Below are 16,359 nucleotides of genomic sequence, written 5' to 3'. Positions count from 1 at the left end.
GACCTGATGTTCGGCAACCGCCGTCACTTCCGCGAGTTGCTGGTCACTTACAGGACTTCTACCAGGCGGTGTTGATGGCGGTGTGGCAGCGGCCGGGCCGCACGCCCGTCATTCTGCACTCACATCGCGGCTGTCAGTTTACTTCCGAAGAATATCAACGGTTCCTGGCGGCGCACCACATTATTTGTAGCATGAGTGCGGTGGGCAGCTGTGCCGACAAATGCGGCCGCCGAAAGTTTCTTTGGGCTGCTCAAACGAGAACGCGTGAACCGGCGTCAGTACCGGACGAGAGCCGAGGCAAGAGCGGATATCTTTGACTACATCGAGCGCTGGCACAATCCCCGGCAGCGGTGGCGCCTGGTGTTCCAGCAACAGGAGCACAAACTCTTAATTCAACCGTCCGTGGAAACGGGGTAGAACCCGACCAAACCGCCCATCGATAAGCCCAACAAGTATGGTAGTTTTCGTACCGGTGCAAGCTCACGCCTTGAGCCTTCAGGATCGGGTCGATCAACGCAGATTCACAGCCGGTGACACAAACTTCTCGAACTTCACCGCATCCACTCACATCGCAACATTTAGTAGTGGAGGCCCTGCTCCCCCTAATCCCTGGCTGCTGTAGCTTTTCGGCACTTGACGACATCCAGTTGAGCTGAAGTCGAATGTCCCAGAAAGTGCAGATTCTCGACCATAGCCATGCTTTTACAGCCAATCCAAAGGATTTGTCGACGTACCTCAAATCCAAAGTAGAGCAACTTGCTATCGGCAATGACTGTCTTGGAAAGGAAGTGAAAAACATCCACGGCAATGACGGCTAGACGTATAGAGGCAATACCAGAGTTTTATATCCGCCAAGTCGTAGCGGCATCGTAAAAGGTAGGATTGCCGAAAGAACACTCTCAACTGAGTGTCGACTTTCTTCTGGCAAGGCGGACCGTCTTCGGACCTCGTTAAAAAGAATTCGTCTTCCCTTCCAATGGTTGTGGGATGGATTGAGTGTTTAGGGTGAATACCATGGAAAAACGATACTGGATTGCTCAGCACGTCCCGGATCTATTCACGAATGTGAGCGTGATCGTAAGCGTTCAAGGAACAATGGCAGCCCGCTTTCTATGCGAGAATAACAAAGAAGGGCTCTTTTTCAGTCACCGGCAAAAGGGTAAGGACTTCAACGCACCTTACAAACGAATCCAAAAGGATTGGCTTTTCCATAACCCAACCCGTTCAAGCGTTGGCCCAAACGGAAAGTATCCGAACCATAGCGCAGATACCATTTAAAGCAATCCTTTTCGCGGCCACAGACCATACTATTGCAGAAAAATTCTCCGAATTTCCATGCCTTAAGATGAGCGTTAGGGCTATTTCTACGTCTCTCGGCGTCAACCGTCGAACGGTTTCGCATGCACTTTTATGGGCTAAAAAAACGGTTTATGAATTGGCCATACGAATTGACGCATTGACTTACTATCGACGAAGTCGAATTACCACGTTGTTCCTCCCCCCGGTCCAAACTAATATTGGAGTAGATATACTCTTCGAGGGTGGGGATTCCTAAGGTCAGTTTCCTTCGAATAGGAAGCACCGGCTATGTTGTCTCGGAATTGAAGATGCAGCCAAACCGACTTGTTCGTTATTCCGCTGCCCGGCATGGTACAACCTACTGTCTAAAGTCGAGCCATAATTTTGCTGACCACATGGTCAAACTCCTCCTTGAAGTGCTCAAGGATTATGAAGGGTGCACCATGAACGTCGGAGGTTATACGCCTCCGTACCAGGCTGGCAGCTACCCAGAGGGATTTCTCGATATAAGCCTTTATACTGATGACTTGCCTGAAGTAGCGATGGGGATTGTATTTGGTGAGAAAGATCCAGAGGGTTACCAAGTACGGAGGGAATTTGACTCAGAGACCTGGCAACGGCAGCGTCAGAATCCTTTACTCACCAACTTGACAGCTATTAATTTCGATGAGGCGTGGAGAATCGTTTGTCTGCTGGGCCAGAGACTCAAGGTTAAGAGTCTCACAATATCGTATGGAACCTAACTAAAGTCCTTCTCCCATAGTGTAACCCATACGTCATTGATGGAAAGAATTTCAATGGCATACTTGCCATGGGTGACGATGAAATTCCCAAGCACATAGACCATTGCCGAATAGCCTGCTGCCGCCCGATCTAATAGTCTAAGTAATTCTGCCCGAACCTGCTGAGGCCCCAAGGCACTAGCGATCCAAACACTCAGTGGCTTATCGTTGATTTGCCCATTAAAGTAGACCGATATCCCGGAGCCATACAGAACATGGTGACTATAACAGCCACGGTAGATGTGGATTATTCGCTGACCTAGGTACTGAACACCGAATGATGGATCCAAGAATGTCTCGGCATAGGTCTTCGCTGGACACCCAGGAATTTCTATCCCCATATTCTTCAAAGGGAGCGGCGAATTTTCAAACGACTCGGCAAAGTTTCGAATCAGAGCACTTCCTCGCTTACTCTTTTGATAGTCTTCAGCTCTACTATACTGTCGTTGCCTTCCTTCTGATTCTAGATGGTTTCCTTGGTTTCCGACCGTACCTTTTTCACCTTCAGTTGCATCAACTCGTGCTCGTATAAAGCGAACTGGGAACTCTCTGCAGGATTTCCGAGGGCGCTGTACTGGGACACAAGTCAAACCACCATCCTGAGTTTTATATCGAAGCGCACCATCCTTAAGGCAATTATCCACATGACCCCGCTTCGCACTAGCTCTGAAGTATGGGCTTTGTGACGTTTTTGTTTTCTCAGGAAAAATCGGAAAAACCGGAACTGAGCACTTGGGGTCAGGACAGACGAAACTGCCGGTTGCTTCACCATTAAGCTCGTCGATCTTAATCAGATGACCTTCTGTGCGCTGCCCTTTCTGCGGATGAGTAATGCGTATGGAATACTCCACGATTACTTCTCACTTTTCGTTTAGTGTGCGATTGCCTGTACGGCTGCTCCCGGGGACGTTCCATTCTAATAGCTTTAAAGAACTATCCGTTAACCGAATGATGTTCTGGACGCACTTAGCTGGTACAAACTGAGCTTAACCATGGCTCCTGATGGCATGGCGGCGCATTTAAAGCCTAAGCATGAGCATCAATGTCATCCATATGTAAGCGACAAACAACCATAACCGGCTCCAACCATTATTACCTAAGCTTTATAGCTTTAAAAAAGATCTTTCGCTAGACTGGACCACAATCTCCATCCGAGCCGTCGCGGCATGGAAGAATGGTGACAGGCGTGCATTGAGAAATGACCGAAGTGCCAGGAGACAATAGAGGACCCCGAAGCGTTTGGACTAGCATAAGAAAAAATGGTGGATCACTACTGTCTGTTACTGAATGCAATGATTCGGCCATTAACAACAAGAGATACTCGGCCTAAGCATTGGGAGGCTCGGTCATGAGACTAATCTCTGAAATAGAGATTAAGGGCTTTAGGTCCATTCGTGATGGTTCTTTAAAGAACCTGGGGGATTTCACTGCCTTTGCTGGCCTGAACAATTCTGGCAAGTCAAATGTCCTGCGTGCCCTAAATGCGTTTTTCAATAACCACACCGATGGTCAGCAGATACTTAGCGTAGACAAAGATTATTATCGACCTGATCTTGTCAAAAAAAAGACAAAGCGAATTAGTATCTCGGTCACATTCACGCTACCAGAGGAGTTCAAGTTCCGTAAGGGGCTCGATGGTGTAGAGACATTGCTTGGGAGTAGATCATTTCGAATTAAAAAAGAATGGATACGGAGTGAAACCTTACCAGCATATCATTTGAACGAAAGCCCTAAACTTGAACTTGACGAACGACAAAAAATTGATCAATTCCTTCAACTGATTAATTTTCGTTATATCCCCAATCGCGTTCTTCCCATTGACGTCATTTCTAATGAACATCAGTCTTTACGCGATGTTCTCATTAGGAGGCTTGGCAAGAAAGCAAAGGGTCATGACAAAGCCTTTGATGCACTACATCAGACTTCAAAAACGATGATTCAAGCATTGGCGAACCGTTTCCAAGATGCTTGTCCGGATGTTGGAGAAATACGGCTCGCTACACCTACATCCTGGAGTGATATGGTTTTCGCGTTCGGGTATCGGTTAGGTCATGATGGCGTCGAAATAGAAGATGATGCACAGGGCTCAGGAATACAGAGTTTGTTAATGCTAGAAACTCTGTATCTAATTGATCGTGACTACTTTCAGCAATTTGGATGGCGGCAAGGCGCTATCTGGGCTGTGGAAGAGCCCGAGTCATCGTTGCATGCAACATTAGAGGCGCGCGTGGCTTCATACCTTTCTTCTGTTTCCGGGGATGCTTCAAGTCGCCTTCAGGTTCTCTGCACCACCCATTCTGACCTTATGCTTCAATATGCAAAAAAAGCAGTCGTCGTGATGCAGGTAAATGGACAAACATTATTTGAACCTACAAATGATATCCGAACTGCATTAGAGATTTTATCAAGATCCGGTATCTCGAGATGGGCTCATCCCATCCTTCATTATCCTCTTGATCCACTTATTTTGGTTGAGGGGAAATATGATCAAGCCTTCTTTGAAGAAGCTTTTAAGCATCTGCGGCCTAAAAGAAGAATTCAGGTTAGATATCTGGAGCAGCTTGGGAATGGTAAGAGCACTGGTGGAATTGACGATCTACTAAGGTATACGAGAGAAAATGTTCAGGCTATTAAGTCTCGTCAACGTGACTCACCTGTAATTATAATTTTGGATTGGGATGCAGCAGGAAAGAAGGAAACCTTCAGTAGGCTTTTCGCAGTTGATGATGCAATGGAGGTCTTCGTCTGGCCCGAGAGCGCCTTTAACCCCTCTCTCGGAAAGTCCTTTCGCGGGATAGAGCGCCACTACTCAAACCGTATGATCAAGGAAGCTGAACGAAGAGGTGTTTCTTTAGCCCGGAAACTGGACGGCATATGTGTCATCGAAAAGGATGAATATTCGAAAGCCAAAGAGGTACTGTTTGAGATCGTAAAAGAGGGCCTTAGACTCGAAGATTTTGAGCATGCGAAAGACTTCTTAGAGGAGGTGCTTAAATGCTCAGTAGGAATGAAGTGATACCCAAAGGCACAAAAGACTGACTGACATAAGACGAATGAATTTGTAACACTTTTTGCTATACCAAGTAGGAAGCTAGGGGAATTGTTTAGCAAACAAAAAGCAGTTTGATTAAAATGCTACTTCAAATAAGAGATGTATTCAATGCTTCAAAGGAGTGTTTTCGGGAGAACATTTATCACTCCAATTTTTACTGCCTCTATTCTCGGTAGAGAGAATCTTTAGGCAGTGGAACAGATGCCTGCCTACGAAAGTCTGCTAGAAGCCGCACGCCTTGGCACAGGCCACACTGCCACTCGGACGTAGTCGTTGGACACTATATCGTACAAGTGTGGACAGATTTCCGCTATGCGACTCACCAGTTTTGATTGGCCCATATACACTCATGGCGGTTATATCTCCTCGCCTGCTGCTCGAAGTGGATCTTAACGTGACTGGTGTAGAGGAGGAGTGGCATATCAAGGAGGGCATTAGTCCCAGCAAGTTTCGCTAATTCAGAAGGTGCGCCATAAACAATAGTTTTAAGGAGATCATTTTTAGTAATCCCAGAGAGCTGTGCAATCTTGCGTGCGGAGCCAGAATTTAGGTCACGCCTAACCATAATGTCCAACTCTAGAGAGCGCAAAGCTGCCATTACTGAGGCTGCGGCACGTGTTGTCCGATCTTCCCCCAATTTAGTGGACACCTCGAAAAGGGTGGATCATGCTAACCTTTGAGGTGTGCACGATGAGCAAAGTCAGACGATCATTTACGCGAGAGTTCAAGGTCGAGGCCGTCAAACTCGTGACGGAGAGCCGGAATCCAGTGGCCCAGGTGGCGCGAGACCTCGGCCTCCGGCCCAATGTGCTGCGCCGCTGGAAGCAGGAACTGGCCAGCGATCCGGCCGACTCCTTTCCGGGGAAGGGGCGTCGGAAGCCCCACGAGGAGGAGTTGGCGCGGCTCACGCGGGAGCTCACCCGTGTGACGCAGGAGCGGGATTTTTTAAAAAGTGTGGCGGCATACTTCGCGAAAGCCCCGCGATGAGATGCCGGGCCATTCGGGCGCATGCCGGCCGCTTTCCAGTGACGTTGATGTGTCAGGCCCTGGCCATCTCGTCTGCGGGCTACTATGCCTGGGCGTCTCGACGGGAGAGTCATCGCGGAGCGGAGAATCGGCAGCTGGTAACCGCGATCCGAGTGATTCATGCCGAGTCGCGGCAGACGTACGGGAGCCCCCGGGTCCATGCGACGCTCCGAGCGCACGGACACCGGGTTGGTGAACACCGGGTCGCGCGGCTCATGCGGGCGCACGCCATCCGCGCCAAGATGGTGAAGAAGTGGCGGGCCACGACGGATTCTGCTCATGCGCATCCCGTGGCCCCGAACACGCTCAATCGTCAGTTTGCCGTGGCCGCGCCTAATCGGGTCTGGGCGGGGGACATCACCTATGTCTGGACCGAGGAGGGCTGGCTGTATTTGGCCATTGTGCTGGATCTCTACTCGCGCCGGGCCATTGCCTGGGCGATGGGCAGCCGGCTCACGGAGGCGTTGGCCCATGAAGCGCTGACGATGGCGTTGGGGCACCGACAGCCCGCGGAAGGACTCCTGCATCATACCGACCGCGGGGCGCAGTACGCCGCCACCGCCTACCGCGCGCGGCTCACGACCCAGGGCATCACCGTCAGTATGAGCCGACGCGCCAACTGCTGGGACAATGCCGTCGTTGAAAGCTTCTTTCATACATTGAAAACGGAGCTCGTGCACCATCGACGGTATCGGACACGGGCGGAGGCCAAGCAGGACATCTTTGAGTGGCTGGAAGTTTTCTACAATCGGGCTCGCCGTCATTCGACCCTCGGTTATCGATCCCCCGCCGAGTTCGAAGCGATGGCGAGACGGTCTTAACTCGGTGTCCATGAATTCGGGGGAAGATCAGTCTGGGCCCTGCGAGGATTTGGTAGAACTGCATTATGACCTTGGCTAGAACATGATAGTCGATTAGCCGTATTGGGGGTTTAGTTCACATGGATTCCTTCGATAGCGTCATTCGAGAATATATTGACTTCGTGAACCAGCAAGTGGGGGTTTATATGGACGCACTGGCTGGGTTTGCAGGCCATCGGACGCGCGTTGAACGGCAAGTGCATCGAGCAAATAAACCGGTACGTTCGTCGATTGATAAACAAGGGCTTCCGGTGGTCATATGGGCCAGCTATGAAGATCCATCAAAGCCGGACGTGATTCATAACCGCATCATTCGCGCGGAGGATTATATGGCAGCGAATGCTACTGGGGGTTCAAATGAGCAGCAACATGCTAAGGCGATTATCATTTTCCTCTATACCTACTGGGAAGATGAAATAAGACCGAGACTTGCCACATTGAAAAACGTACAACGGACTAGTATCCGCTCTAACGTGATGGGAGACCTTCGCATCGTCAGAAACGCTATCCTTCATACCAAGAGCATCATCCCAATCGACCAGTATCAGAAGCTAAAACAAATACAAGATCTATTTGTGCCGGAACAGCCCATTCTTTTGCCATATGAAAACATGCAGCAGGTGTTTGTTCGCATCAAGCAAACCTGTGCCGCACTTCTTTTTGAGTGGTTGAAAATAGCCGATGCCCCAATAAAGCCCGAAGAACTTAAGGATGTGGCGATTCAGCACGTGAGCAAGAACAGCAGGAGGCATGACACTTCTGAAGCGACTGATCATTGACTTTAGACCACGTTGACATCACTTGAAGATGAGGCCGAAAGATTAGCTCGTTCTGTTAGAAGACTCGCCGACTACACTCTAAATAAGTTGAAACTATGTCCGACAATGATCGTCAAATGAACCGGCGCAGCAATACTGTTAAGAGTACCGAGGTTCACAGTGATCTTCCCCCAATTTAGTGGACACCTCGAAAAGGGTGGATCATGCTAACCCTTGAGGTGTGCACGATGAGCAAAGTCAGACGATCATTTACGCGAGAGTTCAAGGTCGAGGCCGTCAAACTCGTGACGGAGAGCCGGAATTCAGTGGCCCAGGTGGCGCGAGACCTCGGCCTCCGGCCCAATGTGCTGCGCCGCTGGAAGCAGGAACTGGCCAGCGATCCGGCCGACTCCTTTCCGGGGAAGGGGCGTCGGAAGCCCCACGAGGAGGAGTTGGCGCGGCTCACGCGGGAGCTCACCCGGGTGACGCAGGAGCGGGATTTTTTAAAAAGTGTGGCGGCGTACTTCGCGAAAGCCCCGCGATGAGATGCCGGGCCATTCGGGCGCATGCCGGCCGCTTTCCAGTGACGTTGATGTGTCAGGCCCTGGCCATCTCGTCTGCAGGCTACTATGCCTGGGCGTCTCGACGGGAGTGTCAGTAATCATGCGAAATTGACCCTATCATCATGTGAAATTGCCCCCTCTCCATAACCAGGAGAGGAGACACATGGAACTAGCAGAGGCGGTGATGATCCCAGTACCTTCTTCGCGGGAGACGATTCCAACGGAGGAGGATGGGATGTTGCGAGAAGACGGCGTGCGAGAAGTACTGGCGCGACTGCAGCGCGGCGAGCGTATCAAAACGATTGCCCGAGACCTCGGCGTGGCGCGCAACACCGTGAAGCGGTGGCAGCGGCTCGGGGCCTGGCGGCCTCGCCTGAAAGTGGACCGTCCCTGTCAGATCGATCCCTATCGAGGATTCATGGAGCATCGGGGGCCGGAAGTGAATTGGAACGGCCGTGTACTGCATCGAGAACTGCAAGCGTTAGGGTTCGCCGGCCCCTATCAGCAAGTGCAGCGGGCGATTCAGCCGCTCTGTGCGGACCGGGCGTGGGCGACCGTGGCGACGGTGCGGTTTGAGACGACCCCCGGCCAGCAAGCCCAAGTCGATTTTGGCCAAACCCGCCTCTGGATCGGCGACCGACCAGAAGTGGTCCATATCTTTGTGTGTACCCTCGGATACTCGCGGCGCCTGTGGGCGTCGGCCTATCCGCATGAACGGCTCAGTGCGTTGCTTGAGGGCCATGAACGGGCCTTCCAGCATTTTGGCGGCGTGCCGTTGGAGTGTCTGTATGATAACCCGCGGACGCTGATCATGGGCCGACGCGAGGGCCGTGTGCTCTGGCATCCCGTGTGGGAGGATTTTGCGCGTCATTATGGGTTCACGCCGCGGGCCTGTCAGCCGTATCGGGCGCAAACGAAGGGCAAAGTCGAAAGCGGCGTGAAATATGTGAAGCGCAATGCGCTGGCTGGTCGCCGCTTCGGGTCGTGGGAGGACTTAAACGCCTGGCTGCAGGAGTGGACGATGACGGTCGCCGATCAGCGCGTCCATGGGACGACCCATGAGCGGCCGACCGAGCGGTTCGCACGGGAGACGCTCACGCCCTTGGGCCGGCGTCCGCCCTATCACTACGAACGAGTGCGCCTGCGGCGCGTGCCGGCTGATGCGCTCGTCGCCATCGCGGCCGCGCGCTATTCCGTCCCGGTGCAGTATGTCGGCACGACCGTCCATGTACAGGAGAGCAGTCACCACTATGAGATCTTCCATGGCGAGACCTGCATCGCACGGCATGCGAAGACGACCCGCCATGCGGTGGTGATGGACCCGGCGCACTATCGCGGGCTGCTGCGTCCCATGGGACCCACCGCCACGCCCCGGCCCCCCCAATGGGATCCCACGTATGGCCGCCTCGGCGAGGTGATGGTGCGAGATCTGGCGCTCTACGCCGCCGTGGGCGAGCCGGGCGGTGCCTCATGAGCACGCCCCAGCTCGAGCGGCTCCAGGCACACTGTCAGCGCCTGCGTCTGTATCAAGTCGCCGCCGAACTGCCGAGCTTATTGGAGCAGGCGGCCAAGGCCGAGCGGTCGTATACGGACTTTTTAGAGGAGGTCTTGCGGCGTGAGGTGCAGGCCAAGACGGATAAACATCTGGCCATGCGGTTGGCAATGGCCCGGTTCCCGTTTCAGAAGACGCTGGAGAGCTTCGACTTTAAAGTGCAGCCCTCCATTGATGTGAAACTCATCCGTGAACTTGGCACCGGGCGCTATCTGGAGCAGGGCGAGAATGCGTTGTTCCTCGGACCGCCCGGCGTCGGCAAAACGCATCTCGCCGTCGCCCTCGGCATCGCCGCCTGTGAGCAGGGACACCGCGTCCTGTTTACGACGGCGATGGGATTGCTAGCGACGCTCGGCAAGGCGCTCACCGAAAACCGGCTGGAGGAACGGCTCAAGGTGCTGGCGCAGCCCCAGCTCTTGATCATTGATGAGATCGGCTATATCCCGATTGATCGGCAGGGCGCCAACCTATTTTTTCAGCTCATCTCCCGGCGCTATGAGAAAGGCTCGATTCTGCTCACCAGTAATCAAAGCCTCGGCGCCTGGGGGGAGGTCTTCGGAGATCCCGTCATCGCCACGGCGATTCTGGATCGACTCCTCCACCATTCCATCACGGTCAATATTAAAGGCGAAAGCTATCGATTGCGGGAGAAACGGAAGGCGGGCCTCTTCAAGTCTCCCGTCGGCACCGCGGCCCATTCAGATGTCTAGAGCAACTCAAATGCCCAGGCCACCCGGAAGGGGTCAATTTCACATCAGAACAAAAGGGTCAACTCCGGCTGATGATTGACAGGGAGAGTCATCGCGGAGCGGAGAATCGGCAGCTGGTGACCGCGATCCGAGTGATTCATGCCGAGTCGCGGCAGACGTACGGGAGCCCCCGGGTCCATGCGACGCTCCGAGCGCACGGACACCGGGTCGGTGAACACCGGGTCGCGCGGCTCATGCGGGCGCACGCCATCCGCGCCAAGATGGTGAAGAAGTGGCGGGCCACGACGGATTCTGCTCATGCGCATCCCGTGGCCCCGAACACGCTCAATCGTCAGTTTGCCGTGGCCGCGCCTGATCGGGTCTGGGCGGGGGACATCACCTATGTCTGGACCGAGGAGGGCTGGCTGTATTTGGCCGTTGTGCTGGATCTGTACTCGCGCCGGGCCATTGCCTGGGCGATGGGCAGTCGGCTCACGGAGGCGTTGGCCCATGAAGCGCTGACGATGGCGTTGGGGCACCGACAGCCCGCGGAAGGACTCCTGCATCATACCGACCGCGGGTCGCAGTACGCCGCCACCGCCTACCGCGCGCGGCTCACGACCCAGGGCATCACAGTCAGTATGAGCCGACGCGCCAACTGCTGGGACAATGCCGTCGTTGAAAGCTTCTTTCATACATTGAAAACGGAGCTCGTGCACCATCGACGGTATCGGACACGGGCGAGGCCAAGCAGGACATCTTTGAGTGGCTGGAAGTTTTCTACAACCGGGCCCGCCGTCATTCGACCCTCGGTTATCGATCCCCCGCCGAGTTCGAAGCGATGGCGAGATGGTCTTAACTCGGTGTCCATGAATTCGGGGGAAGATCACAGGTACATCAACGACCTCAAGAGCTTCTTCGGTCATGAGGCGCTTACCAAAGCTCAATCTGATCTGGATAGGGATCTCACTCATCATGGTCGAGGCTTTGAAGTGTGGATGCGACAGATTCATCCATGGCTATTTACATTACGTCTGTATGAGTATGATCACACCATAACTACCGGGGTGCGTACACCCGCAATATGGCCCGAACCAACCCAGAAACTTGCAGGCGATGCGTTCATCATTTTCTCCTTAATCGGCTGCATGCCTGAGGCTGTTAAAGCAAAGTATCGCAGAGACCTCCTTACAAATCAGCACAACGATTTTATTTTCGAAATTACTACCGCCTGGCATTATCCCCTGGAGGGATTCGACATTAAGTCACACGAAATCCACTGAGTTTCGGGTTCTCGGCGGCGTTCCGTCCTCCGACGGCTGAAGCAACCAATTCTAACCTTCTTAACTTAGGTCTTCCTTAACTGAGAGTATCTGAGTCGTATACGAGCAAGACATAACCCAGCTAGGGCTGTCAGGTACAAAAGCAACGTAGAGGGTTCTGGAACTACTCCAGCATTGTTCTGTCCGTTCCCGGAATCGAGGAAAAAGTCAGGCGCTAAAAAAAGAGCAGCAAGTTGTTCATCGTTTTCAATGCGGTTGAACTCCTGAGCCACTATGCCAAGCAATTGCCGGACGGCTTTGAGATGTGCTCGAAGGTCTGGGAGGAGATCACTATCCCACGGTTCGCAAAGCGTCATTGCACGGCGATGCCGCCGCTTGCGCATCAGCATAGCAAACTCGGCAATACGTTTTGGGCCGTCCATGTAACGTACGGAGGTATTGGAGATTCGAACACGCACCTGGCAAATGGGCTCGGTTAGATATGCCACGAAGGGGTCAGCAATAATGCCGATCAAGCCCATTTCCGATCTGAAGAGCAAGATTCTATGGGGCAGTACCATCATCTTCAATGCAAATTAAAGTTGTATGAAAAGTTGGCGCAGCGAAATGTCAAGTGGAAGCTCGGGAGAGGAATGCATACTTAAGTACACTAATATATATATAACGAGCAGTGAGATGCATATAAGGGAACTCAAGTCTCTTGTGCTGCGCATACTGGGGCCATCAGACAATAAGCACATTAGCCACTTCGCCAGTGCCGAGGTCACCGGTTCAGAGACGATATGGGTACATGCACCGAATGGTACTAAACGACCTTATTGGCCCTCACGGAATAAACGCTCAGGACTGTGTGTAATGGAGTGGGAACAAGGTCCCTTGGCAACCCATACTGACCGAATATGTTTCACAAGCCATGATGCTGAAGGGAAGATATAAGGGACAAGACATTCATACCCGCGTCCTCAAAGACGGTCGAATTCTATTCAACGGTAAACTTTATAATTCTCCCACACGGACTGCATCAGCAGGTCCTCGTTCCCGCGGCACTGGATGATTGTTTTGAACTTTCGAACGAGGCCCTTTTAGACACTGTATGACAATGATGTCTCTTCATCACAATGGCAGGAGCGCTCTATGCCTCTAGTCACCATCTCCATTACACCGAAACAAAAACGGTCACTGGACCGGAAAATCCGGCGAGCCGGAAGAGGATCCTTGCCGAGCGAGATTCGGAAGGCGATCAATCAATACCTTGCTGGTCCCCGGCAGATAGAAGCCGCCTTCCTCAAGCTCTTCATGCAGAAGGCCCCGAAAAACCTCAACGCCATGCTGGCTCAGCAGAAGAGAGTCGAAAAAAGGATAGACAAGGCGTTGGCCTGGCTACGGCAACGGCCCATGTTCACGAACGTAGCAAATAAGTCGTTGAGGATTCCGCCGACTCAGAAACGTCGCATCTCTGAGCCATTAACAAAAGACGCGCGTCAAGCGCAGTTTCGAAAGGCACTTTCGAAGGTCAACCGACAGTATAAGCAGACATTCAAGAAACTCGCAGACAACTAATCGGAGAAGCGATTTCGCCCTGGTTCGTGTGACGAGAATGAGACCGTTATGGGACGCGATGCGCGGTGGGGTCATATGCCTGAGCAGACTGACAGGAGAAAGTAGAGCATTCCAGGTGGTCAGCCGCTGCTATTATGTAAGAGGATTAAGCGTGTGTTATGACAGCCCCATGCAGCGATTAAACGGTCACGTTGGATTGTTGGTATTGCAGCTCGAAAAGTTGGATGCAAGAAATGCTGGCGGCATTCCGTTACTGGGCTCTCGACGTCGCGCCCCTTTTGTGGAGCATTCGTGGCACGGATTGACTCGGTATTGCTGGTGGTACTGAGTGAGGGGATGGCAAACCTCATCGTTCATGGCTTCTATGAGGTGACACATGGCCACAACACTGTTTCGGTTGATGGGTTGATCTTTGTGCTTGCGATGTGGGTTCTGATAAGTAGTACAACGCTGATACTTAAGATCTGCACGTGACTCGTTGCAACTTGTCAAAACTTAAATAATTAGCCACTTGAGCAGGGGCACCTGGCAAGGTTGGCGATCATCCTGACGTAATCAAGTCGATTAACGTACAAGGATCTGTAAACCTGTGGCCTATGGGTTTCATCGCACTTCATGACTGAGCTATCATCCTCCGATAGTGGTTTGGGATGCTGAGATCAGCCGGCTTTGCGGACGCTAGGTTTTTTCCCAGTAAATAGGTCTGCTGAGCGTGGAAGAAGTCGGCCAACGCGCGCGCCTGACTCTTGCTGAGCGAGCGCCTTTTGTTGGCACCTCAGACGCCATGCTTCTAGAACCAAATAATTCCCATACATTTTTATGCGTCAACCCTCACGATTCCATCAAGTGAATGAGAATTTCATGAGGTAAGCTGCGGCCTATCGGATAGTGTTCACTCTCGTACCGATCAATGAGCGTGACGAGTAAATTAAGCAGCTTCACCTTCTTCCGGCATTAGGTTATCTTCGTCACGGTCCATCAAGTTCTCCGCCTTTGCGACTGTACGCTGGTAGTCAGATTCGCTGGCAACCACTGTCGGGAGAGCTTCAGCTAACAGCTTCCGTATGCCTCCTTATCAATTGATCGTAAGGTATTCATCGTTTCCAGTCCTCTTCGTCGTACTCCTATAAGATATGCAGGAGATAGACAAGGCTGAATGCGATAATCGATACCGACAGTAAAACGGATGCGATTCCCGGGATGTTGAATACTGTTCGCCATCCAACATGATTCGCATTTGAATAAATATGCGTTACATCTCGCAAAGACTTCCAACAAGCCTGCTTAATAATTCCATACCACTGCTTTAATTCAGAACTGGGTTCAGGGAAGTGGGAGCGATTCATTATATCGTCGATAGAATGCAAGGAGGGCTGAGCACACCGTTAGCGTCCATGTGGTATGTTCAGGAGCCTTTTGCGAGCGCAAACCGCTGGAGGCCCCGCGGCTAGATAAGAATTCTCATAGTAGACGGTAGCCTCCCGGCGTCAAAGAAGTTCTCTGCCCAGCGGACAACCGAAATCAACAGGGTCATGTCGGTTCTCAGCAGTTATTTGCCGTACCAGTACGTCGAAGTGGTAGCGACTGAAACTAACTGGCTCAATGACGATGCGACCGCCGTGGCAGGAAATATCGATTCGCTGGTTTTCGCTTAGCTGGCACTTCTTGACCATGGACATCGGCAGTCGCACAGCTATGCTGTTCCCCCATTTCTTTAGTCGAGACTCCATTATGTCTCCTTGCAAAGGTTGAGTATTGCTCCGATCGAAGCATCTTTGATGAAGTGCGGTCACCATCTCGAAAGTTTTTAGGCGGCCTTGCGCGAGCCCGCAAAGAAGTATGGCTTATTGTTTAGGTCGAAAGCAAAAGCGACGCGCCATACGTCACCATCGGCATCGAACCTCAGTCCCCTTCATGTTAGCGTGACGTGGCCCATTAACGCTGTCAAGGTCAGCCAAATTGTGGGCCTACCTAAGGCCGACCCAAACGGGCAGCCAGTGCCCAGTTTTGCGGGAAAATCTCAGTGTCAAAGATTCTCCGAATCTAGGGCCAAATAATGTGGATGAGTTTCTGTAAGCCATTCAAATCACTAGAGTGTATAGTGCCAAAAGACCCGACACGCGCCGTTTGTGGTTGTGCGGCTGCTCACGCAATTGGGCATGGCCTATGAGGCAGCGGTGAAGCGGCTTAGCGCTACAATCGCATCATTGAACAACTACCGGAGATGCGAGCTGGCACGATTTGGCTCGTCAAGCAGGTGGTCGCAAAACGACGCTAGGCGTATGTCCTGGTGAACAATCGCTCAGAAGGCAGTGGGCCCTTGACCGTGCAAGCCTTGGCGGATGAACTAAAGGGTCTTAACACAGGTCTTGAGCGGATAACCTAACCGGTCATGGTATCATCTCCCTTCGGCGTACCGAGCGACAAGGGAATCGCATCAGACGATTAAAGATCGTTATTCCGGAATTGTGAACCATACCTCAGCCCAAGGAAGTCCGGGAGAGCTCTTCTACCCATCCCTCAGGAGCTGGCGATGTCACCCCATACTCGCACCGTCAATATTCACGAAGCAAAAACGCACCTCTGTCGTCTGCTGAACGAGGTCATTGCGGGAAAAGTGGTGATCATTGCCAAGGCCGGTAAGCCAATGGCCAGGCTGATCCCCATTAAAGCTGAAAAACGACGCCGGAAGCCCGGGCTCTTGAAAGGCCAACTGACTATAGCGGCCAATTTTCACGCACCCCTTCCCCGAGATATTCAGCGAGAATTTGACGGAAAGACATAAGACGGGAAACGGGTTCGACAGGCAGATAGACCCATACTATCGTTTAGCAACACGCCGGCGCAGCGTGCGGCTTATAGCGAATGGGCTCAACGCGCGTCTTGAGCCAACACCCTAACCGGAGCTGGTGGGGATGGGGGATTGTCATAAACT

General features: G+C 52.4%; 15 protein-coding genes and 2 pseudogenes. 14 read left to right on the top strand and 3 right to left on the bottom strand.

Annotated elements, in window-relative coordinates:
- Positions 1-44: 44 nt before the first annotated feature.
- The 3 genes and pseudogenes from ACWHYZ_RS01105 to ACWHYZ_RS01095 all read left to right on the top strand — a co-directional run.
- Positions 45-417 (top strand): annotated as a pseudogene (locus ACWHYZ_RS01105) (IS3 family transposase); the annotation flags it as partial.
- A gap of 245 nt (positions 418-662) precedes the next feature.
- Positions 663-818 carry a hypothetical protein gene (locus tag ACWHYZ_RS01100; protein WP_447985463.1) on the top strand — a complete coding sequence of 52 codons (156 nt, stop codon included), beginning with the start codon at positions 663-665 and terminating at the stop codon, positions 816-818.
- An 876-nt stretch (positions 819-1,694) separates the two neighbouring features.
- Positions 1,695-2,042, top strand: a complete 348-nt coding sequence (locus ACWHYZ_RS01095) for a hypothetical protein (protein ID WP_447985462.1) — start codon at positions 1,695-1,697, stop codon at positions 2,040-2,042.
- On the opposite strand, the gene ACWHYZ_RS01090 is transcribed toward ACWHYZ_RS01095, so the two are convergent.
- The gene (locus ACWHYZ_RS01090; RefSeq protein WP_447985461.1) at positions 2,039-2,932 is read right to left on the bottom strand and encodes a hypothetical protein; all 894 of its coding nucleotides are present in this window, start codon (positions 2,930-2,932) and stop codon (positions 2,039-2,041) included. The two genes, ACWHYZ_RS01095 and ACWHYZ_RS01090, sit on opposite strands and share 4 nt — an antisense overlap.
- 497 nt (positions 2,933-3,429) lie before the next feature.
- On the opposite strand from ACWHYZ_RS01090, the gene ACWHYZ_RS01085 reads away from it, so the two are divergent.
- The 10 genes and pseudogenes from ACWHYZ_RS01085 to ACWHYZ_RS01040 all read left to right on the top strand — a co-directional run bounded on the left by ACWHYZ_RS01085 (position 3,430) and on the right by ACWHYZ_RS01040 (position 13,424).
- Positions 3,430-5,097, top strand: a complete 1,668-nt coding sequence (locus ACWHYZ_RS01085; protein ID WP_447985460.1) for an ATP-dependent nuclease — start codon at positions 3,430-3,432, stop codon at positions 5,095-5,097.
- A 726-nt stretch (positions 5,098-5,823) separates the two neighbouring features.
- Positions 5,824-6,980 (top strand): IS3 family transposase gene (locus tag ACWHYZ_RS01080; RefSeq protein ID WP_447985459.1). Its coding sequence is split into 2 segments (ribosomal slippage): positions 5,824-6,097 and positions 6,097-6,980, totalling 1,158 coding nucleotides; the frame shifts between segments, so codons are not numbered across the junction.
- A 119-nt stretch (positions 6,981-7,099) separates the two neighbouring features.
- Complete coding sequence (locus tag ACWHYZ_RS01075; RefSeq protein ID WP_447985458.1) at positions 7,100-7,798, top strand: hypothetical protein; 699 nt, start codon at positions 7,100-7,102, stop codon at positions 7,796-7,798.
- A gap of 227 nt (positions 7,799-8,025) precedes the next feature.
- A complete protein-coding gene (locus ACWHYZ_RS01070) occupies positions 8,026-8,322 on the top strand; it encodes a transposase (protein WP_447985457.1) in 297 nt (98 codons plus the stop codon).
- Between the two features lie 181 nt (positions 8,323-8,503).
- Positions 8,504-9,814 carry an IS21 family transposase gene (gene istA / locus ACWHYZ_RS01065; protein WP_447985456.1) on the top strand — a complete coding sequence of 437 codons (1,311 nt, stop codon included), beginning with the start codon at positions 8,504-8,506 and terminating at the stop codon, positions 9,812-9,814.
- Positions 9,811-10,602 carry an IS21-like element helper ATPase IstB gene (gene istB, locus ACWHYZ_RS01060; protein ID WP_447985455.1) on the top strand — a complete coding sequence of 264 codons (792 nt, stop codon included), beginning with the start codon at positions 9,811-9,813 and terminating at the stop codon, positions 10,600-10,602. The genes istA and istB overlap by 4 nt, the downstream gene beginning before the upstream one ends.
- Positions 10,603-10,673: 71 nt before the next feature.
- A pseudogene (locus tag ACWHYZ_RS01055) lies at positions 10,674-11,440 on the top strand (IS3 family transposase).
- Between the two features lie 10 nt (positions 11,441-11,450).
- Positions 11,451-11,864, top strand: a complete 414-nt coding sequence (locus tag ACWHYZ_RS01050) for a hypothetical protein (protein WP_447985454.1) — start codon at positions 11,451-11,453, stop codon at positions 11,862-11,864.
- 233 nt (positions 11,865-12,097) lie between these two features.
- Positions 12,098-12,343 (top strand): hypothetical protein, encoded by a 246-nt coding sequence (locus ACWHYZ_RS01045; protein WP_447985453.1) that lies wholly within the window; start codon positions 12,098-12,100, stop codon positions 12,341-12,343.
- Between the two features lie 655 nt (positions 12,344-12,998).
- Positions 12,999-13,424 (top strand): hypothetical protein, encoded by a 426-nt coding sequence (locus tag ACWHYZ_RS01040; RefSeq protein WP_447985452.1) that lies wholly within the window; start codon positions 12,999-13,001, stop codon positions 13,422-13,424.
- Positions 13,425-14,548: 1,124 nt separating this feature from the next.
- On the opposite strand, the gene ACWHYZ_RS01035 is transcribed toward ACWHYZ_RS01040, so the two are convergent.
- Positions 14,549-14,770 carry a type II toxin-antitoxin system HigB family toxin gene (locus ACWHYZ_RS01035; protein ID WP_447985451.1) on the bottom strand — a complete coding sequence of 74 codons (222 nt, stop codon included), beginning with the start codon at positions 14,768-14,770 and terminating at the stop codon, positions 14,549-14,551.
- Between the two features lie 141 nt (positions 14,771-14,911).
- Positions 14,912-15,154, bottom strand: a complete 243-nt coding sequence (locus ACWHYZ_RS01030) for an AbrB/MazE/SpoVT family DNA-binding domain-containing protein (RefSeq protein WP_447985450.1) — start codon at positions 15,152-15,154, stop codon at positions 14,912-14,914.
- An 803-nt stretch (positions 15,155-15,957) separates the two neighbouring features.
- Between ACWHYZ_RS01030 and ACWHYZ_RS01025 the strand changes: the two genes are divergently transcribed.
- Positions 15,958-16,209, top strand: coding sequence for a type II toxin-antitoxin system Phd/YefM family antitoxin (locus tag ACWHYZ_RS01025; RefSeq protein ID WP_447985449.1), 252 nt, complete (start codon positions 15,958-15,960; stop codon positions 16,207-16,209).
- The last annotated feature ends 150 nt before the right edge of the window (positions 16,210-16,359 follow it).

The organism is Nitrospira sp. Nam74 (assembly GCF_965152615.1).
This window is presented reverse-complemented; position numbering and strand designations above follow the sequence as displayed.

Excerpts from the sequence above, each read along its gene's own strand:
- ACWHYZ_RS01070 (WP_447985457.1), top strand. The coding sequence starts at position 8,026 with ATGAGCAAAGTCAGACGATCATTTACGCGAGAGTTCAAGGTCGAGGCC.
- ACWHYZ_RS01085 (WP_447985460.1), top strand. The coding sequence starts at position 3,430 with ATGAGACTAATCTCTGAAATAGAGATTAAGGGCTTTAGGTCCATTCGT.
- ACWHYZ_RS01040 (WP_447985452.1), top strand. The coding sequence starts at position 12,999 with ATGCCTCTAGTCACCATCTCCATTACACCGAAACAAAAACGGTCACTG.
- ACWHYZ_RS01035 (WP_447985451.1), bottom strand. The coding sequence starts at position 14,770 with ATGAATCGCTCCCACTTCCCTGAACCCAGTTCTGAATTAAAGCAGTGG.
- istB (WP_447985455.1), top strand. The coding sequence starts at position 9,811 with ATGAGCACGCCCCAGCTCGAGCGGCTCCAGGCACACTGTCAGCGCCTG.
- ACWHYZ_RS01075 (WP_447985458.1), top strand. The coding sequence starts at position 7,100 with ATGGATTCCTTCGATAGCGTCATTCGAGAATATATTGACTTCGTGAAC.
- ACWHYZ_RS01095 (WP_447985462.1), top strand. The coding sequence starts at position 1,695 with ATGGTCAAACTCCTCCTTGAAGTGCTCAAGGATTATGAAGGGTGCACC.
- ACWHYZ_RS01025 (WP_447985449.1), top strand. The coding sequence starts at position 15,958 with ATGTCACCCCATACTCGCACCGTCAATATTCACGAAGCAAAAACGCAC.
- ACWHYZ_RS01030 (WP_447985450.1), bottom strand. The coding sequence starts at position 15,154 with ATGGAGTCTCGACTAAAGAAATGGGGGAACAGCATAGCTGTGCGACTG.
- ACWHYZ_RS01050 (WP_447985454.1), top strand. The coding sequence starts at position 11,451 with ATGAATTCGGGGGAAGATCACAGGTACATCAACGACCTCAAGAGCTTC.
- ACWHYZ_RS01100 (WP_447985463.1), top strand. The coding sequence starts at position 663 with ATGTCCCAGAAAGTGCAGATTCTCGACCATAGCCATGCTTTTACAGCC.
- istA (WP_447985456.1), top strand. The coding sequence starts at position 8,504 with ATGGAACTAGCAGAGGCGGTGATGATCCCAGTACCTTCTTCGCGGGAG.